This window comes from Microbacterium sp. TS-1 (assembly GCF_000509385.1).
In the GTDB taxonomy this organism is placed as follows: Bacteria; Actinomycetota; Actinomycetes; order Actinomycetales; family Microbacteriaceae; genus Microbacterium; species Microbacterium arborescens.
Genome location: NZ_BASQ01000001.1, coordinates 1,439,990 through 1,463,393, shown reverse-complemented (window position 1 = coordinate 1,463,393; position 23,404 = coordinate 1,439,990). Strand labels below are relative to the sequence as shown.

The following is a 23,404-nucleotide window of genomic DNA, read 5'->3' as shown; positions in this document are numbered from 1 at the left end:
CCCGGTATCCCCCCGCCCCGGTATCCCCCCCCCCGCGAGGTCCCAGTTCGGCCGGTTCTGCGCGCCGAATTCCCGGCCCAACGGGGACCTCGCGCCCACCCGGCCCCGGGTTCTGCTCTTGACCAGCGGCGAGAGTGCAGGTCTGCACGGTGTTGGGCCGCTCTGACCGTGCGTTCGCGCGTCCTCGAGGCGAGGCGGAGGTAGAGGGGGGGGAGAGAGGGCGGGGCAGGGGGGGTCAGAGGTGGGACCAGGTGGTGGGGGAGAGAGGGACGGAGGCAGGGAGAGTGGCGGGGGTGGTCACGGTGAGCGTGCGGGGGCGGGTGTCGAGGTTGGCCGCCAGCACCGTGACCTCACCGCGATGCTCGGCGCCGACGGCCCAGACGAGACCGTCGGGGCTCGAGCCCGAGAGCAGCTCGCCGCCCGCGAGCCCGGCGAGGGCTGCGATCGCCTCGGCGACCGGCAGCGCCGTGCCATCGGAGTCGAGGATGCCGCGCGGCCCCCACGACTCGAAGAACGTCAGGCTCGCGACGCCGGGCGCGGCGAGGGCCGCGGCACTCGCGATCGTCCAGGCCGCGAGCTCGGCCGCGTGCTGGCGCGAGTCGTCGGCGTCGATCAGGTGCGTGCCGTAGCCGGCCGACAGATCGGATGCCGCGGGGCGCGGCGGCGCCGTCGTGGCGACGTCGTTGAAGTGCGGCCGCAGGGTCACCGGGCCGACGTGCACCGGCACCCCGCCGCCGATCTCGACCGCCTGCGTCGCGACCAGGCGCTGCATCGCGAGCGACTCGACGAGCTGCTCGGTGTCGCGGCTGTGGAAGAGCGGCGTGACGCTGAACGTCAGCCCCGCGAGACCCCGCGGCAGGCGGTGCTGCTCGCGGTTGAGCTCGGTGAAGTGCGAGCGTGCGCCGCCGACGACGGGCACGTCCAGGCCCGACTGATCCAGCGCGTCTCGGAGCAGCGCGACCGTGGCCTCGTCGGAGACGTGACGGCCCGGCCCGCAGGGCTGGAACGCCGCCACCCGCGTCACACGAAGACGACCGAGCGCGGCCATCGCGCCGGAGAGCGCCGAGGCGATCGCGGCATCCGCGCCATCAGACACCCCCGCCTCGGCGGGCAGCACGAGCCGGACGTCGAGGGGAGGGCCTTCGGATGCCGCGCGCTCGAGCGCCGCCGGCCACCCCGGCCACGCCAGGTCGAGCTCGACGAGCGTGCTCGCCGAGCCGCCGGTCCCGATGCGTGCCGACGCGGGAGCGGGCGCCGGGTCGGGGGCGGTCGACGCGCTCAGCCCGATCGCGGGGAAGGTTCCGGCGCGCCGCAGCTCGATCACGGCATCCCCGATCACATCGCTCTCGGCGGCGGAGTCCTCGGTCGGCGCGGCACCCCGCGTCGGCGCGGCCTCAGCCGTGACGGTGATCTGCTGCCGCACGCGCTCGCCCGCCGCGACCGGGTAGGGGAACGGCAGTGCGAGCGGCCGGCTGTAGACCTTGAACGAGGCGTCGGTCCAGTTGCGCTGGTCCTCCATCTCGAACACATCGCCGTCGAACGCGAGCCCGACGTCGACGCCGCCGTCACGCCACCGCAGACCCGCGATGTCGAGCACCGGCTGGTGGGGGCTGATGGCGACCGGAAGCGCCGTCTGCGACACCCCGCCCGTGCTGTGGGTCACCGACAATCCGGCCCCGGCCGCCGAGGGCGGGATGAGGGCGACGAGGCCCGTGCGGTTCGTCTCGATGGGCGTCGCCGCCTCGAGGTCGCACAGCACCCGCAGGCTATCGCCGCGGACCTCGGCGCGGACGACGCCGCTCAGCGGCATCCGCTCGTCGCCGGTCCGCACGTGCATCGTGAGGCTAATCTCGCTGGCGGTGACCCGGTCGACGACGAGGTCGAGCGTGTTCCAGTCGCGGTCGCGCACGACGGCCCGGATGCTGCGCAGCACGGGCCGTCCGCGGAAGCGGACGTCGGCGAACTCGTCGCCGCGCAGCTCGAACTCCCAGGCCCCGATCCGTCGCCGATCCGCGGCGTCGCGTCCCCACATCGTCGGCATCCTCAGAGGGTCGTCATGCCGCCGTCGACCGAGAAGGTCGCCCCCGTCGCGAACGAGCCCTCGTCGCTCGCGAGGTAGACCATGATGCCGGTGACGTCGGCGGGGGTGCCCGCGCGGCCCACGGGGATGCGCGAGACGATCGCCGCCCGCGACTCCGGGTCGTCGCTGATGGCCGACACGAGCGGCGTCTCGGTGTACGCGGGCTGGACGGTGTTCACCCGGATGCCGCGATCGGCGTATGCCGCGGCGACCGTGCGGCCGAGCCCGTGCACGCCGGCCTTCGACGCGCTGTAGGCGGTGAACGCCCACCCCTCGCCGTTGACGGCGGTCGGGCTCCCGGTCAGGATGATCGACCCGCCGCCGCGCGACAGCAGCGCGCGGACGGCGTACTTCACGGTGAGGAACGTCCCGGTGAGGTTGATGTCGATCGTCCGCCGCCACACGTCGAGGTCGAGGTCGGCGGCGGATGCGTCCTGTCCGAAGAGCTGCACGCCGGCGTTCGCGACGACGACGTCGGGCGTCCACCCCGCCGACTCGACCTCGGCGAATGCCGCCGCGACGGCGGTCTCGTCGGAGATGTCCATCGTCACGGCGCGCGCGAGCGGCCCGAGCGAGGCCGCCGCATCGCCGACGGCCGGCCCGTTGCGGTCGGCGAGAACGACGCGCGCGCCCTCGGCGACGAAGCGCTCGGCGACGGCGTGTCCGATGCCCATCGCAGCGCCGGTCACGAGCGCCGTCTTGCCCTGCAGTCTCGTCATCGTCGTCGTCCTCAGCGCTCGATGTGATCCAGGTGCAGCATCCGGGCGAGGTTCTTATCGAGCTCGTCGTCGCGGAAGATCTTCTTCCAGTCGTCCTTGATGATGCTCTCGCGACCGTAGTCCATCGCGATCAGGCACGCATCGCTGAACGGGTTGTCGCCGCGCAGGCCGTTCGCGAGGGCGACCTGCGTGTGGCCGTACAGGATGCTGCGGGCCGCGGCTTCGGGCACGCCCATCGTGTGGATCGCCTCGTCGAGCGCCTCGTTCAGGAGCGACCCGATCATGCAGGCGACGGTCTCGACGAGGGTCGGCTCGAGCTGCGCGAGCTGCTTGATCGTCACCCAGTGCACGTCGATGACCGGTGCGTAGATCGCGCGAACGGTCTCTTCGACGATGCGCTGCTTCTCGGGGTCGTCCGACTCGATCGCGGCGATCGCGTCCTGCGGGGCCGCGATGCCGCCGAACGTGTCGGCCCACTCCTCCTTCGTGGTCCGCTCGAGGAAGACCGACGGGTGGCACGGGTGCGCGACGGCCTGGATGACGTCGTCGCGCGTCGTCAGCAGGCCCGCGTAGGCGGCGGCCGGGTCGAGCGTCAGCACGATGGCGCCCGGCTTGAGCTGGGGGACGAGATCGGCGGTCACCGGTCCCAGCGCGAGGTCGGGCACGGCGAGCACGACGATGTCGGCGTCGGCGACCGCGGCGGCGGCATCCGTCAGCTCGCGCCCGGCGGCGATCGTGCGCTCGCGCCCGGCCGGGGAGTTCTCGACGTAGAAGACGGTGTGATCGGTCTTGACGAGGTTGTTGGACACGCGCGTGCCCATTTTCCCGCCCGCTCCGACGACGGCGATCGTGTGGCTCATCAGGTGCTCCTCAGGTATTCCAGGGTGGCGCGGGTCCAGTCCCGCTCGGTTCGGACAGTGGTCTCGGCATCGCCCTGCCAGGGCAGCCAGTGCTCGACGATCTCGTTGACCTCGCGCTCGTCGACCCCGCGCTCGCGCGGCCTCACGGTCTCGAGCAGATGGGGGTAGTCGTGCAGGCCCTCGCCCATGCGGGCCCCGGTGAACGTGAAACCGACCCAGCCGGGCTGCCGGGCGAAGGCGAAGTCCTTCACGTGGATGTTCGTGACGTAGGGCGCGGCGAGCTCGACGGTCTCGCGCGGCAGCTCCAGGCGCGCGACGACGTTGGCCGGGTCGAGGCACACCCCGAGGGCGGGGCTGTCGATGGCGGCGATGAGCCGTGTGAGATCTGCGGTCGACACCTGCTCGTAGGTCTCCAGAGCGAGGGAGACCCCGGCTGCCTCGTACGCGGGCAGGATGCCGCGCAGCCACGCCTCGGCCTCGGCCAGCGTCGGGTGGGAGTCGGGGGCGTAGATCATGCTGCGCACGAGCCGCGCCTCGAAGACCGCGGCGAGCTCGAGGAAGCGGGTCAGACGCTCGGGGGCGACCCCCTTCGTGCCGACCTCGATCGTCAGGCCGAGGTCGCGGGCCGCGGCGGCCGCATCGCGCAGCTCGATGCCGTCCATGCGCTCCAGCGGCGCGTAGTCGCAGATCTGGAACAGGTCGACGCCGAGCTCGCGGGTGCGCTCGAACGCGCCGACGAGCGAGAGGGGCTGGGGTGCACGCTCGGAGTGCTCCCACAGGAAGGCATAGGTGCCGAGGCCGATCACGACGTCGCTCCGTTCTGCGTGCTGCGGGCTGCCGCGAGCTCGGTGGCTTCATCGATGACGCGGCCGAAGGCGGCGGCGTCGTGCGCGAAGCGCCCGAGGAAGAGGCCGTCGACGGCGCCCTCGAGCCGCGCGAGCAGACCGGGGCCGGCCGAGCCGCCGTAGATGACGCTCGATCCGGCGCGCTCCGGATCGGCGTCGAGCGCTGCCCGCAGCGCGCGGCTCACGGTGACGATGTGCGCTGTGGGTGCGGGCTCGGGGGCGCCGATCGCCCACACGGGCTCGTACGCCACGACGACCCGGCCGGCGGGAGCCCCCGTGAGATCCGCGTGCAGCTGAGCGACGGCCGTGCGTGCCGCGGACTCGGCATCCGTCCGTTCCGGCTCTCCGATGCAGAGCACGGGGGTGACGCCGTGTCGCAGGGCCGCCGCTGCCTTGGCCGCCGTGATCTCGTCGGTCTCGCCGAACAGGCGCCGGCGTTCGGCGTGGCCGATCTCGGCGAACGCGCCGCCCGACTCCGCGACCTCCGCCGCGGTGATCTCGCCGGTGTAGGCGCCGGGTTCGTACGCCGAGACGTCCTGCACCCCCACGCGGACGCCGGCGGGCGCGAGGTAGTCGCGCGCATCGTCGAACTGCAGGTAGGTGGGGATGACGAAGACCTCGACCGCGCCGCTGCGCACGGCCTCGCGCTCGCTCACGGCGGCGGCGACCTCGCCGAACCACACGCGGGCGGCGCGTCGGCCGAAGTACGCCTTGAGGCTCACCCCGACGGTCACGGGCGTCATCAGCAGGATCCGGTGCTCTCGTACCGGTCGATGACGGCCACCTTCTCGGCCGAGGCGGAGGACGTGTCGAAGCGGTAGGTCAGCCACTCGCGGACGAGGCGGCGCGCGAGCTCGATGCCCACGACCCGCTGGCCCATCGTCAGCACCTGCGCGTTGTTGGAGAGCACCCCGCGCTCGACCGAGAACGAGTCGTGCGCCGTGACGGCACGGATGCCGGCGACCTTGTTGGCTGCGATCGCGACACCGAGCCCGGTGCCGCAGATGAGCAGGGCGCGGTCGGCCTCGCCGCGTGCGACCCGCTCGGCGGCCTCGATCGCGACGGTCGGGTAGGGGGTGTGGCCGTCGGCGCCGACGCCCACGTCGATGACCGACGCGACGCCGGCGCTGGCCTCGAGGTCGCGCTTGAGCACCTCTTTGTAGTCGAAGCCGGCGTCGTCGCAGCCGATGACGATGCGGAGCGGTTCGGTCATGACGGGGTCCTCTCGTGGTGGGTGAGCACGTCGCCGACGGCGGTGACGATGAGCGCGAGGGAGTGCGCGCCCGGGTCGGGGGTGCCGACGCTGTGCTGGCCGTGGGTGCGCGCCCGGCCCATGCGGGGGAGCAGCGCGGCCGTCGCGGCAGCGGCGGCCGACGCGGCGGATGCCGCCGAGCGCCAGGCCTCGGCCAGCGTCGCGCCGCCCGCGACCGCGGTCGTGAGCTGCGCGCTGAAGGGAACGAGGGCGTCGACCATCGTCTTGTCGCCGAGCTCCGCCTTGCCGTACGACATCACCCCGCGGGTCGCGGCAGCGACACCTGCGGCCACCCCGGCGGCATCCGGCCGTCCCGTGTCGCCGAGCGCGCTCGCGACCGAGGTGAGGATGACGCCCCACAGGGCCCCGGACGTGCCGCCGGCGCGGTCGGACCAGGCATCGGCGGCGCGGGCGAGCGTCGTGGCGGCGCCGGCCCCGGCGGCCGCGCTCTCCTGGGCGGCAGCGCGGGCGGCGTGCGAGCCTCGCTGCATCCCGATGCCGTGGTCGCCGTCGCCCGCGATCGCATCCATCCGTCCCAGCTCGTCGACGTGGGTGTCGACCGTGCGGGCGACCGTGTCGACCACCTCGACGACCACGCGGGCGACGGACTGCGAGTCGGTGTCGCCGGGGACGATGGCGGTGGCGGCTTCACCGCCATCTGCGTCGGCGCCGGCGGTCGTCGCCGTGTACCGACCGGAGGCCTCGGGCGCGACGGAACCGCGGCGATAGGCCGGGGTGTCGACGGGGGTCTCCCACAGTTCGGCGAGCTCGTCGTCGAGCCAGAACAGCGTGAGCGAGGTGCCCGCCATGTCGAAGCTCGTGCAGTATTCGCCCACGTGCGGGTCGATGACCTCGAGGCCCGCGTCGGCGAGCAGCTGGGCGATGCGCCGGTAGACGACGAACATCTCCTCGTGCTTGAGCGACCCCAGGCCGTTGAGGATGGGCACGACGCGTCCGTCCGCGCCGTCGGGGCGTTCGGCGAGCAGCCGCGACACGAGCAGCTCGGCCAGCCCGTCGGCGGTCGGCACCTCGGCCTCGTCGATGCCCGGCTCGCCGTGGATGCCCAGTCCGATCGCCATGCGCCCCTCGGCAACGCTGAACAGAGGTGCGGGGGCGCCCGGAAGCGTGCATCCCGAGAACGCGACGCCGAACGAGCGCGTCCGGTCGTTCGCGAGGCGCGCCACGCGCGCGACGTCCGCGAGGTCGTAACCGGCGGATGCCGCGCCCGCGGCGGAACGGAAGACCGTGAGGTCTCCCGCGATCCCGCGCCGCCGGTGGATCTCGTCAGCCGATGCGCTGGCGATGTCGTCGGTGACGGCGACCGTCTCGCACGCGATGCCTTCGGCGCGCAGCCGCTCCTGCGCCGCGTCGAAGTTCAGCACGTCGCCGGCGTAGTTGCCGTACGAGAACAGCACCCCGCCGCCGCCGTGAGCTGCGCGGGCGACGGCGTGGATCTGCTGCGTCGAGGGGGAGGCGAAGAGGTTGCCCATCGCGGCGCCGTCGGCCAGGCCTGCCCCGACGAGCCCGCCGAAGGCCGGGTAGTGGCCCGATCCGCCGCCGACGACGACGGCCACCCGGCCCGCGGGCGCGGGCGTGGTGCGGACCACGCCTCCCGAGACGCGTCGGACGTAGCGCGCGTTGGCCGCGACGAAGCCGTCGATCATCTCGTCGGCGAAGTCGGCCGGGTCGTTCCACAGGCGGGTCATCGTGTCGCGGGCCCGTTCTGCGTCGCGGCGGCCGTCTGGCCTGTTCGCGGGACGGCCGCGGGAGCCATCCGGTCGCCGCGCGCGAGCAGCGCCATCAGCACGGCCGAGACGAGCATCATCACGCCGACGATGACCATCGGCACCTCGTAGCCCCCGGTCCAGTCGCGGACGGCGCCGGTGATGTAGGGCGCGCTGAAGCCGGCGAGGTTTCCGACGGTGTTGATCAGCGCGACGCCGGCGGCGGCCGCGGCTCCCGTGAGGAAGCGGGTGGGCAGGGTCCAGAAGTTCGGCAGGGCGGCGAAGATCGCGCACGCGGTGACCGTGATGACGGCGATCGTCGCGGCGGGCGAGCCGGCGAAGAGCGCGAGCGGGATCGATACGGCGCCGGCCACGGCGGGCACCGCGATGTGCCAGGTCTTCATGCCGCGGCGGTGGGCGTCGCGCGACCACAGGACCATGACGATCGCCGCGGGCAGGTACGGGATCGCGGTGATCAGGCCCTTCTGGAAGACGTCGAAGGTCTGGCCCGTCTGCTCCTGGAAGCCCTCGATGATCGTCGGGAGGAAGAACGCCAGCGCGTAGAGGCCGTAGATGAAGCCGAAGTAGATGAACGACAGCGCCCACACGCGTCCGCTGCCGAAGGCGAACCGTGCCGAGACGTGCTTCTCGCGTGCCTCGGTCGCCGACCGCTCGGCCGCGAGGGCTCCGGTGAGCCAGGTCTTCTCGTCGGTCGTCAGCCACGCGGCATCCGCGGGGGAGTCCTTCAGGTAGAACCAGGCCACGACGCCGACGACGACGGCGGGGATCGCGACGCCGAGGAACATGAACCGCCATCCCTCGAGCCCGAAGAAGACGCCGTGCTGCTGGATCAGGGCTCCGGCCAGCGGCGCTCCGATCACGGTGGTGAGGGGCTGGGCCAGGTAGAAGAGCATGAGGATGCGGCCGCGGTAGCGCGAGGGCACCCAGAGGCTCAGGAACAGGATCGCGCCGGGGAAGAACCCGGCCTCGGCGACACCGAGCAGGAAGCGCAGGACGACGAGCTGCTCGAAGTTCTGCACCCAGGTGAACAGCACGGCGACGATGCCCCAGCTGACCATGATGCGCGCGAGCCACTTGCGGGCGCCGAAGCGGTGCAGGGCGAGGTTGGAGGGCACCTCGAGCAGGATGTAGCCGATGAAGAACACCCCCGAGGCGAACCCGAACTGCGCGGCGCTCAGGGCGAGGTCGTCGTTCATGCCGTTCGGGGCGGCGAAGCCGATCGCGGTGCGGTCGAGGTAGTTGATGAAGAACATCAAAGCCACGAAGGGCACGAGGCGGATCGCGACCTTGCGGATCGCGGAACGGGCTACGGGGGATTCCGTTTCGGAAGAGGTGTCCACGCTGACTTCCCATCGTCGGTTGCGCGATGGGTTGCCTCATCGCTCGGCTAGTTTGGCAAACCGGTTGACCAATTGCAACCCGAGGGGCGCCGGGTAGGTTTGTCGTCATGCCCGCCTATCGCTCCGACGGATCGCCCGACCTCGCGGCATCCCTCGCGGCGCTCCCGGCGCGCACCCCCGTCTCGGAGGTGGCTCGGCGCCTGCTCGACCTGTTCACGTCGGGCGAGGTCGCCCCGGGAACGCGGCTGCCTCCGGAGCGACAGCTCGCCGCGACGCTCGAAGTCGGCCGATCGGCCGTGCGCGAGGCGCTCGCCGCCCTCGAGATCCTCGGCATCGTCGACGTGCGCCCCGGCTCGGGCACGTACCTGCGCGGTGCGGCGAGCGAGCTGCTGCCGCAGACGCTGCGGTGGGGGCTGCTCATCGGAGAGCGGAACACGCACGAGCTGATCGAGCTGCGATCGGGACTGGAGATCTACGTCGCCCGCCTCGCCGCCGCGGCGGACGGTTCGGGCGACCTCGAGGCTCACGTCGAGCGGATGCGGTCGACGCTCGGCGACCTCGGCGCGTTCGCCCGCGCCGACCTGGCGTTCCACCACGAGCTGGCCCGCATCGCCGGCAACACGATGCTGATCGATCTGCTCCACGTCGTGCGGTCGCTGCTGCAGGTCTACGCCGACCGTGCGGTGCACGACGACGAGCAGGCGCGCCGCGCCCTCGCCGAGCACGAGGAGATCGCGCGGGCCGTCGCCGCCGGCGACGAGGATGCCGCGGCCTCGGCCATGGCCACCCACATGGCCACCGCCGCCCGCCGCATCGCCCCCTGACCGGCCGCTCACAGAACCGCGAGGTCCCACTTCGGCCGGTTATCCGGGTCCCATACCCGGCCGAACGGGGACCTCGAGGTGGGTGCCCGCGCGGGGGCGGGGTCAGTCGGAGAGACGGGTGAGGCGGATGGCCATGTAGGGGCGGCCGGGAAGCTCGACGCGCAGCTGGCCGCGATGCTCGCCCGGCACCGGCTCGACGGTCATGTTCCAGGTGTCGACGACCTCGACCCGCCAGGCGCCCTCCTCGAGGATGACGTTACGGAACCGTGGGCGGTTGAATCCGAAGTAGCCGATCTTCACGGCTCCCGCGACCCCGCCCCACGGCACGTCCCAGTCGCTCGGCAGGGGGTCCCACACCCCGGTCGGCGACTCGGACTGGAGGCGCTCCAGGAACGCGATGCGCTCGGGGGACGACCCGTGCAGCTCGCCGCCCTTCGACCACCAGAGGATCTCGTCATCGCGGCCGTGCGCGGGCGGGTAGTAGGTCTCGCCATGGCCGACGTAGCCGCCGCGCACCGCGCCCTCCCAGAATCTCCGCGTCATCTCCTCGCCGGTGATGTTGCCCCAGCCCTGGTCGATGTCGCCCTCGTAGGCGCACTCGTCGATGACGACGGGCTTTCCCCACTGCTCGCGCCACTGATCGGTGTTCTCGGCCGTGCGGTAGACGTCGACCCGCTGGATGCTGACGTGCGTGATCCAGGGCTTGTCGTAGTCGTAGACCGGTCGGCAGTTGTGGATGGAGTTGAGGTGACCGAACGCGTCCTCCTCGCCGACGACGGCGGCGAGCCGCTCCCAGTCGTCGAGATCCTTCGACCACAGCAGGTCGTACTCGTTGGCCATCGACCACCACACGTTCGCATAGCCCGACAGGCGTCGCACGACGTAACGCAGGTAGCGCTCGTCGACGGCCGGTCCGAGGTCGGCGAAACCCCATCGGTCGTAGGCGTGGAAGAGGATGACGTCGGCCTCGATGCCGAGCTCGCCGAGCTGGGCGATCCGCCTCTCGAGGCGGCGGAAGTGCGCGGGGTCGAAGCGCTCGAGGTCGAAACCGTCCGCGAGGCTGCCGACGAAGGGGAAGTCGGCCGGCTCGTCGCTGTTGTACAGGTACGACTTCGGGAAGACGCACATGCGGAGCTTCGCGAAGGATGCCGCAGCGAGGGTCGACAGCGTCTGCTCCTGCAGCTCGTCGGGCTGGTGCGTCCAGGCGTACGCCGTCGTCCCGAGCGGACGGTGTCTCGTGCCGTCGGCGTGCCGGAAGTGGAAGCCGTCGACGCGAACCGGTCCGTGCGAGCCCGCGCGTGCCGTGACGACCTCGAGAGCGCCGGTGATGCCGTCGAGCGACCGCGCCGTCGACCGGGTGCGGAAGGTCCAGGCGCCGAGAGCGTCGGCGAGGGCGCGGATGACGTAGACGCCGTCGCCGTCGTAGAAGCCGCCGACCCGCACCTCGGCGCCGTCCCGCTCGAAGATCGCGTCGAGCTCGACGTCGACGAAGGGGTTGCCGTGGGCGGGGCCGGTGATGCGGATCTCGATCGGGTCCCACAGGGCTGCGCTCGCCGGTACGTCGAGCGCAGCCGACCCGCGCGCGATGTCGTCGCCCTCGTATGCGGGATCGGGCTCGAGCGCCGGCGCGTACGGCGGTCGGGGCGCGCCGCTGCCGACCTCGGCGAGAGCCGCGAAGAAGCGCTCGCGCTCGGCGAGGTCCTCGAGCGCCGGCACGATCGCGACGAGCTGGCCGAGACGACCGCCCCGGAACTGGGTCGCCATCGGCGAGGCAGCGACCCCGGGCATGTACCGCTCGAGGATGGCGCGCGCGGCGGGGTCGTCGAGGGCTTCGCCGAAGGTCGTGGCGCGGTCGAACATTCATGCCTCCTGGGCGGGAACGGGATCGGGAGGGTCGGGCGGGTCGGAGCGGGGTCGGGGCGTCGCGCTGCTCAGCGCGCGGTGGCCTCGCGGATGGCGGAGTCGACCGCCGTGAGGAGGTCGGGCGGGCTGAACATGAGGACCGAGCTCACCGTGCGGCCGGCGCCCCAGCGGGTCTCGTCGCGGACGGCCGGCACCCGGTCGGGGGCGTGCTGCTCGAGCGCGCCGAGCAGCGCGCCGTACGCCCGCGGGTCGTCGATCACGTCGGCGAGCGAAGCGCTCAGGCCGTTGAGCGGCGGGAGCGCCGGCGCGCTCTCAGCTGCGAAACGCCACTCGTGCGTTCCCGAACCGACCTCGGCGCTCAGGCCGCGCAGCCCCGGCAGGTCGACGTCGGCGCGGGTGCTCGGCGGCACGGTCGCCGTCACGACGATCTCCCCGCCGCCGCGGCGCCAGGCCACGCTCGCCTCGCCGTACGGCGTGAAGTGGCGCGCCGAGGCGTGGTCGAGCGAACGCAGCGGGCGGGGAGCGACCCGGATCCGCCGATAGCCCGGGGCTGCCGGGGCGAGCCCCGCGACCGTGCGGTGCAGCCAGTCGGCGACCGCGCCGAGGGCGTAGTGGTTGAACGACGTCATCTCGCCCGGGTTCACGCTTCCGTCGGGCAGCAGTGAGTCCCAGCGTTCCCAGACGGTCGTCGCGCCCTGCGTGACCGGGTACAGCCATGACGGGCACTCCGTCTGCGTGAGGAGGCGCTCCGCGGCATCCAGCCGTCCTCCCTCGGCGAGGGCGTCCGCCACCAGCGGCGTGCCGACGAATCCGGTGCCGATGCGGTAGCCGCCCTCGCGGACGAGGTCGGCCAGCCGGGAGGCGAGGGCCGCGCGCACCGGCGGGTCGACGACGAGGTCGAACTCGAGCGCCAGGGCGTAGGCGGTCGGGGCATCGCTGACCATCCGGCCGGCGGGGGTGACGTACTCCGCGACGAAGGCCTTCCGGCTGCGCTCCGCGAGTGCTCCGTAGTGAGCGGCGTCCGCGTCGAACCCGAGCAGCCCGGCGGCGTCGGCGACCTGCCGCAGCGAGCGGGCGAAGTACGCGCTCGCGACGATGTCGGAGTCGACCTTCGCCTGGCCCGGCTTGTCGGGGGGAGCGGCGGGGTCGAGCCAGTCGCCCAGCTGCATGCGTCCGGCCCACAGCCCGCTGTCGCCTGCGTCGGCGGCCACCGCGTCGACCCACGAGCGCATGCTCGCGTACTGCGCGGCGACGACGTCGCGATCGCCGAAGCGTTCGTGCATCACGGTGGGCACGACCGTCGCGGCGTCGCCCCACGCTGCGGGGCTCACCCCGAACGCCCCGAAGCCCGTGAGGGCAGCGGGGACGACGACGGGCACCGAGCCGCCGCTGCGGCGCTGCTCGTGAGCGAGGTCGCGCAGCCACGACGTCAGGAAGCCGGCGCAGTCGTAGAGGAAGGATGCCGTCGGCGCGAAGACCTGCAGGTCGCCGGTCCAGCCCAGACGCTCGTCGCGCTGCGGACAGTCGGTGGGGATCGAGAGGAAGTTGCCCCGCATGCCCCACACGACGTTCTCGTGCAGCCGGTCGATCAGCGGGTCGGACGAGGCGAACCATCCGGTGCGGGTCATGTCGGTGTGCAGGACGACGGCTTCGATGTCGGCGGGGTCGACGTCGGCACCGGTGATCTCGGCGTACCGGAACCCGTAGAAGGTGAAGCGCGACTCGAGGACGTCGTCGCCGCCCGAGAGGTCGAACGTCGCCGTCGCCGCTGCGTTGCGCAACGGACGCAGCGCCAGCTCGCCGTCATCGAGCACCTCGGCGTGGCGGATGACGACGCGCTGACCGGCCCGGCCGCGCACGCGCAGCCGCAGCCGCCCGACGAGGTTCTGGCCGAAGTCGAGGATGCGCCCGCCCGACGGCGTGGTGAGCACCTCGGACACCGCAAGCGCCTGGGTGCGGCGAACGGGCGGGGCGATGCGAGCCTCCGGCGTCGGCACGTTCTCGTAACCGGGACGTGCCGACGCGCCGACCCGCGCCGGCGAGAAGGCGGTCGCCGTGCGTGCGAGATCCTGGTGCTCGCCCGCGTAGATGCCGGAGTCGACGACGGGTCCGTCGCCCGCGGCCTCCCATCCCGCGCCGGTCGCGGCGAGGGTCTCGGCGGAGCCGTCGTCGTAGGTCACCCGCAGCTGCGCGAGGAACGACGGCTGGTCGCCGTACAGCCGATCGGCGAACGCGAAGAAGCCGTACTTCTCGGTGTACCAGGCGCCCGCGAGGGTCGCGGTCAGCTCGTTCTCGCCGTCGCGGAGGAGATCGGTGACATCGACGGTCTCGTGCACGAGACGATCGCGGTAGGCGGTCCAGCCCGGGGCGAGCACCTCGTCCGAGACGGCGACGCCGTTGATCTCGGGCTCTGCCGACCCGAGCGCCGTCCAGAAGAGGATCGCGCGGGCGACGGGCCGGGGCGGCCGGAACCGGGTGCGGACGACGGTGGGCTGGGCGGGACGCTGCGGGGCGGCCAACCCGACGGGCTCGGCGACCCACTCGTCGTCGGCGAGGAAGGCCGCGGTGACGACGAGGTCGTCGCTCCAGGGGGTCATCGTGCCCGAGGCGCCCTCGACGCGGATGCGCACGCGCCTCGCCTCCCCGGGCGCGAGCGGGGCGAACGGCCACGTCACGAGCGCGCTCTCGTCGTGCTCGAGGGCGACCGCACCCGAACCGTCGTCGATCTCGGCGCGTCGCTGCATCCAGTCGGACTCGTCCGTCCGGACGGTCCAGCTCAGCCGCGGTGTCGGGGTGGCGACGAAAGCGGTGTCGTCGCGCAGCTCGGCACGCAGCGTCGCGATCGCGGCGGTCATGCGTCGCCCAGGATGCGGCCGAGCCGAGCGGCCAGCGCCACGGCGCGCGGATCGGCGCCGCCGGGCCAGGGGCCGCGGGCGATCGTCCAGGCGAAGGCGAGCCCCGTCTCGGGGTCCACGCACGCGAGCGCGCCGGCGGCTCCGTCGTGCCCGAACGCGCGCGGGCCGCCGAACGCGAGCTGCTGCGAGGGTTTCTGGAAGACGATGGCGTGTGCGCGGTCGTGCTGGTGGAGCACTTCGTCGTAGCCGCGGACCTGCTGCTGGCCGATCGCGGCGACCGTGTCGGCGCCGAGCACCGGTGCGGCACCGTCGACCCCGGTGACCATGGCCGCGAACAGGCGCGCCAGCCCGCGGGCCGACCCGGTACCGCTGCCGGCCGGATGCCCGTAGCGCCAGCTCCGCGGGGAGTTGGCGAGGTCGAGGCCGCCCGCCGGGGGCGCGAACACCCATGGCCCGAGCGCGGACGAGGGTCGTTCGGCCGTGTCGGAGACGGGCCGGATTATCGGCAGAACATCGACGCGGCGGTGCTCGAGGTCGGCGGGGAGCCCGAGATGGAAGTCGATCGCGTGCGGCGCGCGGATCTCGGTCTCGTAGAACTCGTGGAGCGTGCGGCCGGTCACGCGGTACACGAGCTCGTCGCCGAGGCTGCCGATCGTGATGGCGTGGTAGCCGAAGGCGCTGCCGGGGTGCCAGAACGGCGTCGCGTCGGCCAGCCGCGCGGCGGCGGCGTGGTGGTCGAGCAGCTCGTCCCACGTGAGGGGATCGTCGGTCTGGGGGAGGCCGGCCTGGTGCGACAGCAGCTGACGGACGGTCACGGCCCCCTTGCCCTTCGCGGCGAACTCGGTCCAGTAGTGCGCGACGCGCTCATCGAGGTCGATCTCGCCGCGTTCGACGAGCAGGCCGACGGAGAGCCCGATCGTGTTCTTGGTGACCGAGTACGGCACGATGACGGACTCGCCGTTCAGGTGCGGACCGCCCCACGCGTCGAGCACCGTGCGGCCGCGGTGGATCGCCGCGACCTGGAACGACAGGTCGGGATCGGCGGTGAGCAGCCCCTCGAGCTCGGTCACCACCTCGGTCAGGCGATCGTCGGCCCGCCCGTGCAGGACGCCGGTCAGCTCGGTCGTCGGCTCAGTGGTCATGCGGGAACCTCCCACTCGGCGGTGAGCGGGAGCTCGGCCACCGATGCTCCCGTGTGCAGGGTATAGGCGCCGGGCTCGACGACCCAGGCGCCGTCCCAGTGCGCGAGGCGACGCGGGTCGACCGCGATGTCGACCGACACCGTCTGTCCGGCCTCGGCGCGCACGACGGCGAATTCGACGAGCCACCGCACCGGGCGGTCGACGGCGGAGCCGGGCCGCTCGGCGTAGACCTGCACGACCTGCTTGCCGGCGCGATCACCGGTGTTGGTGAGCGTCACCGTGAGCGTGTCGCCGTGGCGCTGCGCGGCATCCCATCGCCAGGTCGTATAGCCGAGCCCGTGTCCGAAGACGAAAGCGGGCTCGACGTGGTCTCGCAGCCAGGCCCGGTAGCCGACGTGGATGCCCTCGGCGTAGCGCAGCACGCCGTCCGAGGGGGTCACCTCGGTGACCGGGACGTCGGCCAGTGCGGCGGGCCAGGTCGTGGGGAGGCGGCCGCCGGGCTCCGCGGCGCCGGTGAGGATGTCGGCGAGGGCGTGGCCGAACTCCTGGCCGCCGAAGTAGCCCTGCAGCACCGCGGCGACGTCGCCGGCCCACGGCAGCACGACGGGGGATCCCGCGTTGACGATGACGATCGTCGGGGTTCCCGTCGCGGCGACGGCCCGCACGAGGTCGTCCTGGCGGCCGGGGAGGTCGAGGTCTGTCCGGTCGTAGCCCTCGGACTCGACCTTGGAGTTCGTGCCCACGACGACGACCGCGATCTCGGCCGCGGCGGCGGCGTCGACCGCGCGGGCGATCAGCTCGTCGGGATCGGTGCGCTCGGGGGCGATGCCGAGGGTGGCGGAGAACGCGCCGGCGATCGCGCCGTCCCCCGCCCGCGCGAACTCCACCCGGATGTCGACGGGCGTACCGGCCGTCACGGTCACCGGCGCGGTGAGCGAAGGCGGGTTGAGGAACGCGGCGCCGAGGTCGGTGCCCGTCAGCACGGGGGCGTCGTCGAGACGCAGCTCGCCGTCGACGAAGAGGCGGCCCGGGTTCGCCCCGGCGAAGCCGAGCTCGATCTCGCCGGACTCGGCCGGGGTGAGCCGTGTCTCGTAGACGACCGTCGCGCTCTCGCCGATGGGGGCGTCGCCGCCGAACCACACGAGGGCGGTCGAGCGGCGGTCCTCGGCGAAGATCTCGCCGCCGGCGGCGTCGAGGAAGCTCACGCGCATGCCGGGCTCTCCGGTCACGGGGTTCGTCAGCTGCGACAGCGGCAGCTCGGCGACGCCCTCCTGCACGACGGCGCCGATCTCGAAGCGCACCTCGGCACCGGGCAGGGCTTCGCGCAGAGCGTCGAGCGGCGACACCACCCGCGCGGGCACGACCGTCGCCGACCCGCCACCCTGCGTCCGGGCGTCGCGGGCGTTCTGGCCGACGACCGCGACGCGGCGAAGCGGCGTGGCGTCGAGGGGCAGGAGGCCGTCGTTGCGCAGCAGCACGGTTCCGGCGACCGCCGCCTCCCGCGCGAACGCGACGCCGTCGACCGGGGCCGTCTCGCTCGGCGCGCTGTCGCCCAGGGCACCGACCCGCTCGGCGAGCAGCAGGATGCGCAGCACCTTGCGGTCGAGGTCGGTCTCGTCGACGCGCCCGTCGCGCACGGCGGCGACGAGGTCGGCGTACGCCGGCGCCGGTCCCGGCATGGCGAGGTCCTGTGCCGCGGGCACGGCGCCGAGGGATCGCACCGCGGTCCAGTCGCTGATGACGACGCCGTCGAAGCCCCACTCGGTGTTCAGCGGCGTCTCGAGGAGGGCGTTCTCGGTCATCGTGACGCCGTCGACGGAGTTGTACGAGCTCATGAGGGCCCAGGCGCCGGCATCCGTGACCGTCCGTTCGAAGGGGGCGAGGTAGAGCTCGCGCAGGGTGCGCTCGTCCACCTGCACGTCGACGGTGAAGCGGTCGGTCTCGGAGTCGTTGGCGACGTAGTGCTTGGGCGTCGCGGCGACCCCGTTGTCCTGCAGGCCGCGCACGTAGGCGGCGCCGAGCTCGCCGGTGAGCTCGGGGTCCTCCGACAGGCACTCGAAGTGCCGTCCGCCGAGCGGGGTGCGGTGCAGGTTGATGGTGGGTCCGAGCACGACGTCGACGCCCTTGCGGCGGGCCTCGGATGCCGAGGCGGCGCCGTAGCGGTAGGCGAGGTCGGCGTCCCACGATGCCGCCAGCGCGGAGCCCGAGGGCAGGTTCAGCGAGGGATCGCGTTCGTCCCAGCGGGGGCCGCGCACACCCGCGGGTCCGTCCGAGAGGGTCATCGCCCGCAGCCCGATCGCCGGCAGCGGCACCGTCGTCCAGAAGTCGGCGCCCTGGACGAGGGCGGCCTTGTCCTCGAGGGTGAGCTGGTCGAGTAGAGGACGGAGGTGGTCGGTGGACGCGGTCACGGGAACTCCAAGCGAGAGGGGGTGAGGGGGTGGATGCCGGGGCGCCGGAACGGGAGCCCCGGCATCCGTTCAGGCTGCGCCGCGCGCGGCCTCGGACGCGAGGAACGCGCGTCGGGCGGCGCGGCGCTCCTCCTGCCGGTCGGGGTCGGGCACGGGGGCCGCCATGAACAGGCGCTGCGTGTACGGGTGCTCCGGCCGGAAGGTGACCTGGTCGGCGTCGCCCGACTCGACGATCTCGCCGCGGTACATCACCGCGACGCGGTGGCTGACATGGCGGACGACGGCCAGGTCGTGCGTGACGAACAGGTAGGCCACGCCGGTGCGCTCCTGGATCTCGATGAACAGGTCGAGCACGCGCGCCTGCGTCGACAGGTCGAGCGCTGAGACCGGCTCGTCGCACACGATCAGGCGCGGACGCAGCGCGAGCGCGCGCGCGATCGCGACGCGCTGACGCTGGCCCCCCGAGAACTCGCGGGGGAGGCGACTGCGCGCATCGCCGGGCAGGCCGACCTGGTCGAGCAGCTCGCGCACCCGGTCGCGGGCCTCACGAGCGCCGACACCGGCCGCGGTGAGGGGCTCGGTCAGGATCTGCTCGATCGTCATCGACGGGTTCAGCGACGAGTACGGATCTTGGAAGACGACCTGGATGTCGGCGCTGAGGGGGCGCCGTTCGCGCCGGGTCAGGTGCGAGATGTCGCGGCCGTCGAAGATGATCGAGCCCTCGGTGACGGGTGCCAGGCCGAGCGCCGCGCGCCCGAGCGTGGTCTTGCCCGAGCCGGATTCGCCCACGAGACCCACGGTCTCGCCCGGCAGGATGTCGAGCGAGACCCCCTTGAGGGCGCGGAACGGCTCGGCGCGGAATCCCTTGCCGGGGTACTCGACGACGAGATCGGAGACCTCGAGCAGCGGAGCGGTCATGCGCTCGCTCCCTTCGTGACCAGCGCCGGGCGGGCGGGACCCTCGTCGAGGATCGCGTCCAGCAGCGCTCGGGTGTACGGATGACGTGCGTCGCGGAAGATCGAGCGCACGGGGCCCTGCTCGACGAAGCGGCCGTTCTGCATCACGGTGACGCGGTCGCACAGGTCTGCGACGACGCCGAAGTTGTGCGTCACGAGCAGCATCGCCATGTGACGCTCGGCCTGGAGATCGCGGAGCAGATCGAGCACCTCGGCCTGCACGGTGACGTCGAGGGCGGTCGTCGGCTCGTCGGCGACGATGAGGTCGGGATCGGTCGAGACCGCGCCGGCGATCAGCACGCGCTGCGCCATGCCGCCCGAGACCTCGAACGGGTAGGCATCGAACGTCCGCTTCGGCTGCGGGATCCCGACGCGGGCGAGCAGGTCGAGCGATCGCTCGGTCGCCTCCTTCTTCGACAGCCCGAGCGTCGCGCGCAGCGGCTCGACGAGCTGGCTTCCGATCGTGAAGGCGGGGTCGAGGTTGCTCATCGGCTCCTGCGGGATGTAGCCGATGCGCTTGCCGCGCACTCCCGCGTACACCCGGTCCGAGGCGTCGGCGAGCTCGGTGCCCTCGTAGGTGATCGAGCCGCCGGTCACCCGGCCGCCGCGGGGGAGGAGGCCCAGCACGCCGAAGGCGGTCTGCGTCTTGCCCGAGCCGGATTCGCCGATCAGTCCGTGCACCTCGCCCCGGCGGATGTCGAGCGAGACACCGTGCACCACCTCGATGTGCGAGCCGTCGGGCTGGTCGTAGCCGACGCGCAGGTCGCGGATCTGCAGCACGCGCTCGGTCGCCTTGCTGCGTGCGTCCTCGGGATGGACGATGACGTCGGAGCCCTCGACGACGGGCAGCTCGTCGAGGTCCTCGATGGGCTCACCGCCGCCGGTCGACACCGAGGTGGTGACGGCGGCGACCGAGCCGGTGGCGGTGGTCACCGCACGGCGGCGCTTGCGCCGGACGGTGACGGTGCGCTCGAGCTCGTCGCGCATGACGTTGGCCAGGAGAGTGAGAGCGATGCAGGTCAGGGCGATCGCGAGCGAGGGCCAGATCATCAGGACGGGCGTCTTGTAGATGTTCTTGAAGCCGTCGGTCAGCATCGATCCCCACGTCGGGACGTTGACGTCGCCGAGGCCGAGGAACTCCAGGCCCGACTGGATGGCCAGGGCGATGCCGGAGATGATCGCGCCCTGGATGATGATCGGCGCCCGCACCACCGCGAGCACGTGGCGTCCGATGATGCGGCCGTCGCCGAGCCCCGAGACCCGGGCGGCATCCACGTACAGCTCGCCGCGCACCGCGGTGACCGCGGCGTACACGAGTCGGAAGAACGCCGGGGCGAGCAGGATGCCGAAGATCAGCATCGAGATCCACACCGACGGGCCGAGCACGGCGCGTGCCGCGAGCAGCACCACGATGCCGGGTAGGGCCATGTTCAGCTCGGTCACCCAGGTGGCGACGGTGTTGAACCAGCCCTGGTAGTAACCGGCGATGAGTCCGCTGACGACGCCGAGCACGACGGCCACGACGACCGCGATGAGAGCGGCGGCGACGCTCGTCTGGGTGGCTGCGAGCAGGCGCGACAGCACGTCGCGGCCGCTCCCGTCGGTGCCGAGGAGGTGCGCGGCGCTCGGCGGGGCGAGGATGCTGCGGATGTCGGCGAAGTTCGGGTCCTGCGGCGCGATCACCGGGCCGATGACCGCGACGACGGCGACCAGCAGCAGGAACAGCGCCGAGACGACTCCGAGGGGCTTCTTCAGCAGCCGGCGGAACAGACTCACCCGCACGGGGGCGATGGGGACGGCGGGAGGGACGTCGACGGCGGTCATGACAGTCTCACCTTCGGGTTCAGAGCGGCCTGGGCGAGGTCGATCAGGAGGTTCACGATGACGACGATGATCGCGAACGCGATCACGAGGCCCATGACGACGGGGACGTCGCCGAGGGTGGTGGAGCGGACGCTCAGCTGGCCCATGCCGGGGATGGCGAAGATCTGCTCGACGACGACCGCGCCGCCGAGAAGACCGACGAACTGCACGGCCAGGACGGCCAGCGCCGGGCCGCCCGCGTTGCGCAGGACGTGCTTGTAGATGACCGAGCGCATGCCGAGGCCCCGCGAGCGGAGGGTGCGGACGTAGTCGCGCGACATCGCGTCGATGACCGAGCCGCGCACCTGAGCGGCGACCGTCGCGATCGCCCCCAGCGAGAGGGCGACCACGGGCAGGGTCACCGAGGCGAGCCAGCCCGTCGGTGACGTGGTGATGGGCACGTAACCGGTCGCCTTGAACCATCCGAGGTTGATGGCGAAGACGAGCACGAGGAGCAGGGCGATGAGGAAGCCCGGCACGGCGAAGCCGACGAGCGAGAGGAACTGCACGGCCCCGTCGACGATGCCGCCGCGGCGTGCCGCGAGAACGCCGAGGACGACGGCGAGGACGGCGGAGACGATCGTCGCGCCCAGCACCAGCGAGAGGGTGACGGCGAGGCGCCCGCTGACGCTCACCGAGACGAGTTCGCCGGTGAACCAGCTGCGTCCGAGGTTGCCGGTCAGTGCGGAGGCGACCCAGTCGCCGTACTGGACGAGCAGCGGGCGGTTCAGACCGAGCTCCTCGGTCTTCTTCGCGACGGTCTCGGCGGTCGCGTTCTCGCCGAGGATGCGGCGGGCGATGTCGCCGCCGCCGGCGTACAGCAGGACGAACGCGAGGAACGAGATCACCGCGATCAGCACGACGCCCGAGAGCAGGCGGCGCAGGATGAATGTGAGCATGATGCCTTCCCGAAGGTGGAACCCTCGGACCGGGCGCTGGAGAGTCGCCCGGTCCGAGGGAGTCTGATCAGTTCTTCGGCGAGAAGTCGAAGATCGACGGGTAGGCGTTGGTGGGCCAGAACTCGAGGTTCGTGTTCGCGTCGGTCGCGAACGTGCCCTGCACCCGGAAGAACGGCGCGAACCACGCCTGGTCGACGAGGTACTTGTTCAGGTCCTTGAGAGCCTGGTCCGACTCGTCCGGGGTGCCGAACTGCACGGTCTCGATGTAGCCGTCGACCGTCGGGTCCTGGTACTTGAAGGGGTTGAACGTCGCGTCGGGGCCGACCATGAAGTTGATCAGCTGCCAGTCGGGGTTCTGCTCCAGCGCCATCCAGGTCGCGGGGTACTTCGGCGCCAGCATGTCGGTGATGAAGTTGCCGGTGCCGGGGTCGGTGTAGTTGACGGCGATCCCGATGTCGGACAGCTGCTGGGCGACGAGGTCGAAGGTGGTCTGGAAGGCCGGGGTCGACATCATGTTGAGCGTGAACCCGTCGGGGTAGCCCGCCTCGGCGAGGAGGTCCTTCGCGGCATCCGGGTCGTACGGGTAGGTGCTGTCGAGCGCGGCGTCGTACGCGACGGAGGTCTCGGGGAACACCTGCTCGGTGACGGTGCCGTATCCGCTCTGCAGCGACGCCAGCAGCGCCTCGCGGTCGAAGGCCATGTTGATCGCCTGGCGGACCTTGACGTCGGCGAGCTCGGGGGCCATCGTGCCGGCGCGGTCCAGCAGCAGCAGACCCTGGAAGTCGAGCTCGTTCGACTCGATCGTCCAGCCGGCGCCTTCGACCTCGGAGATCGTGTTGTTGTCGGCGATCTTCGCGCCGTTCGCCTCGCCCGCGCGGATCGCGTTGACGGTGGCGGTGACGTCCTCGAGGACGTTGATCGTGAGGTTGTCGTACTTGACGGCGTCCGCGTTCCAGTAGTCGGGGTTCGCGGTGTAGTTGTACGTGGTCCCGGTGACCGACGAGGCGGTATCGAGGATGTACGCGCCCGAGCCGATGGGGTCGGTCGCGGAGTCGGGGTCGTCGAACGTCGACGGGGCCTGGATCAGGCCCGGGGCGATCGAGAGCAGGTTGATCAGCGAGGGGTCGGGCGCCTGCTGCGTGATCGTCACCGTCGTCGCGTCGACGGCGGCGAACTCCTTGCCGGCGAGGGTCGCAGCCTGCGGGGCGGTGCCGTCGCGGAAGTGCTCGAGGCTCGCGACGACCGCCGCGGCGTCGAGGTCGGTGCCGTCGGTGAACTTCACGCCCTCGCGGAGCGTCAGGGTCAGCACCGTGTTGTCGTCGTTGTACGACCACTCGGTGGCGAGCCAGGGCTGCGTCTCACCGGAGGAGTCCTTCGACAGGAGGGTGTCGAACACGGCCTGGAAGAAGGGGCTGCGGTTGCCCCATTCCGCGCCCTGGCCGATGTCGTAACTCGTGGGAGCGGCGATCGCCGTGAGGGTGAGCCGGTCGGCGCGACCGCTGTCACCGCCGGATCCGTCGTCGGTCCCCGCGCACCCCGCCAGGGCGAGTGCGGCGACGACCGTGAGGGCTGCTGTGGCCTTCCATCGGAACATCTTTGGTCCTTTTTCTCGGGAGAGGCGATACCCCGGTGGATCGCCCTGGCGCTGGACGCTAGCACCAAATCCGAGCGGTGACTAGATTTTTGAGACGAATTTCTATCGATCGCTAGGTTTTCGTTATCCGAGCGGGCAGACTGGCCTCCGTTCGCCGAC

The 23,404-nt window shown here is 72.2% G+C and carries 17 protein-coding genes; 1 reads left to right on the top strand and 16 read right to left on the bottom strand.

The window, feature by feature from the left end; genetic code table 11:
* Positions 1–235: 235 nt before the first annotated feature.
* From MTS1_RS06855 to MTS1_RS06820, 8 genes are read right to left on the bottom strand one after another with little or no spacing between them, the layout of a single operon-like run.
* Positions 236–2,041 (bottom strand): hypothetical protein, encoded by a 1,806-nt coding sequence (locus MTS1_RS06855; RefSeq protein WP_199484995.1) that lies wholly within the window; start codon positions 2,039–2,041, stop codon positions 236–238.
* A gap of 2 nt (positions 2,042–2,043) precedes the next feature.
* A complete protein-coding gene (locus MTS1_RS06850; protein ID WP_023952581.1) occupies positions 2,044–2,799 on the bottom strand; it encodes an SDR family NAD(P)-dependent oxidoreductase in 756 nt (251 codons plus the stop codon).
* 11 nt (positions 2,800–2,810) lie between these two features.
* Positions 2,811–3,659, bottom strand: a complete 849-nt coding sequence (locus MTS1_RS06845) for a phosphogluconate dehydrogenase C-terminal domain-containing protein (protein WP_023952579.1) — start codon at positions 3,657–3,659, stop codon at positions 2,811–2,813.
* Positions 3,659–4,465 (bottom strand): sugar phosphate isomerase/epimerase, encoded by an 807-nt coding sequence (locus tag MTS1_RS06840; protein WP_023952577.1) that lies wholly within the window; start codon positions 4,463–4,465, stop codon positions 3,659–3,661. The genes MTS1_RS06845 and MTS1_RS06840 overlap by 1 nt, the downstream gene beginning before the upstream one ends.
* Positions 4,462–5,247: a triose-phosphate isomerase family protein gene (locus MTS1_RS06835; RefSeq protein WP_023952575.1), complete on the bottom strand. Its 786-nt coding sequence runs from the start codon at positions 5,245–5,247 to the stop codon at positions 4,462–4,464. The genes MTS1_RS06840 and MTS1_RS06835 overlap by 4 nt, the downstream gene beginning before the upstream one ends.
* Positions 5,247–5,717 carry a ribose-5-phosphate isomerase gene (locus tag MTS1_RS06830; RefSeq protein WP_023952574.1) on the bottom strand — a complete coding sequence of 157 codons (471 nt, stop codon included), beginning with the start codon at positions 5,715–5,717 and terminating at the stop codon, positions 5,247–5,249. Before MTS1_RS06830 ends, MTS1_RS06835 begins: the two co-directional genes overlap by 1 nt.
* Positions 5,714–7,462, bottom strand: coding sequence for a dihydroxyacetone kinase family protein (locus tag MTS1_RS06825; RefSeq protein ID WP_023952573.1), 1,749 nt, complete (start codon positions 7,460–7,462; stop codon positions 5,714–5,716). Before MTS1_RS06825 ends, MTS1_RS06830 begins: the two co-directional genes overlap by 4 nt.
* Complete coding sequence (locus tag MTS1_RS06820) at positions 7,459–8,841, bottom strand: MFS transporter (RefSeq protein WP_023952572.1); 1,383 nt, start codon at positions 8,839–8,841, stop codon at positions 7,459–7,461. Before MTS1_RS06820 ends, MTS1_RS06825 begins: the two co-directional genes overlap by 4 nt.
* Positions 8,842–8,948: 107 nt before the next feature.
* Between MTS1_RS06820 and MTS1_RS06815 the strand changes: the two genes are divergently transcribed.
* Positions 8,949–9,665: a FadR/GntR family transcriptional regulator gene (locus MTS1_RS06815; RefSeq protein ID WP_023952571.1), complete on the top strand. Its 717-nt coding sequence runs from the start codon at positions 8,949–8,951 to the stop codon at positions 9,663–9,665.
* 102 nt (positions 9,666–9,767) lie between these two features.
* Here the strand turns inward: MTS1_RS06815 and MTS1_RS06810 are convergent, their stop codons facing one another.
* The 8 genes from MTS1_RS06810 to MTS1_RS06775 form a co-directional block, all read right to left on the bottom strand.
* On the bottom strand, positions 9,768–11,525 hold the full coding sequence (locus MTS1_RS06810; protein WP_023952570.1) for a DUF5605 domain-containing protein: 1,758 nt from the start codon (positions 11,523–11,525) through the stop codon (positions 9,768–9,770).
* A gap of 71 nt (positions 11,526–11,596) precedes the next feature.
* A complete protein-coding gene (locus MTS1_RS06805; RefSeq protein ID WP_023952569.1) occupies positions 11,597–14,383 on the bottom strand; it encodes an alpha-L-rhamnosidase in 2,787 nt (928 codons plus the stop codon).
* A complete protein-coding gene (locus MTS1_RS06800; protein ID WP_023952568.1) occupies positions 14,380–15,525 on the bottom strand; it encodes a serine hydrolase domain-containing protein in 1,146 nt (381 codons plus the stop codon). The genes MTS1_RS06805 and MTS1_RS06800 overlap by 4 nt, the downstream gene beginning before the upstream one ends.
* Positions 15,522–17,807 (bottom strand): glycoside hydrolase family 3 protein, encoded by a 2,286-nt coding sequence (locus tag MTS1_RS06795; RefSeq protein WP_233494940.1) that lies wholly within the window; start codon positions 17,805–17,807, stop codon positions 15,522–15,524. The genes MTS1_RS06800 and MTS1_RS06795 overlap by 4 nt, the downstream gene beginning before the upstream one ends.
* Positions 17,808–18,002: 195 nt before the next feature.
* A complete protein-coding gene (locus MTS1_RS06790; protein WP_023952566.1) occupies positions 18,003–18,851 on the bottom strand; it encodes an ATP-binding cassette domain-containing protein in 849 nt (282 codons plus the stop codon).
* The gene (locus MTS1_RS06785) at positions 18,848–20,713 is read right to left on the bottom strand and encodes a dipeptide/oligopeptide/nickel ABC transporter permease/ATP-binding protein (RefSeq protein WP_023952565.1); all 1,866 of its coding nucleotides are present in this window, start codon (positions 20,711–20,713) and stop codon (positions 18,848–18,850) included. The genes MTS1_RS06790 and MTS1_RS06785 overlap by 4 nt, the downstream gene beginning before the upstream one ends.
* A complete protein-coding gene (locus MTS1_RS06780) occupies positions 20,710–21,651 on the bottom strand; it encodes an ABC transporter permease (protein ID WP_023952564.1) in 942 nt (313 codons plus the stop codon). The genes MTS1_RS06785 and MTS1_RS06780 overlap by 4 nt, the downstream gene beginning before the upstream one ends.
* A 67-nt stretch (positions 21,652–21,718) precedes the next feature.
* Positions 21,719–23,245: an ABC transporter substrate-binding protein gene (locus tag MTS1_RS06775; protein ID WP_023952563.1), complete on the bottom strand. Its 1,527-nt coding sequence runs from the start codon at positions 23,243–23,245 to the stop codon at positions 21,719–21,721.
* Positions 23,246–23,404: the final 159 nt, after the last annotated feature.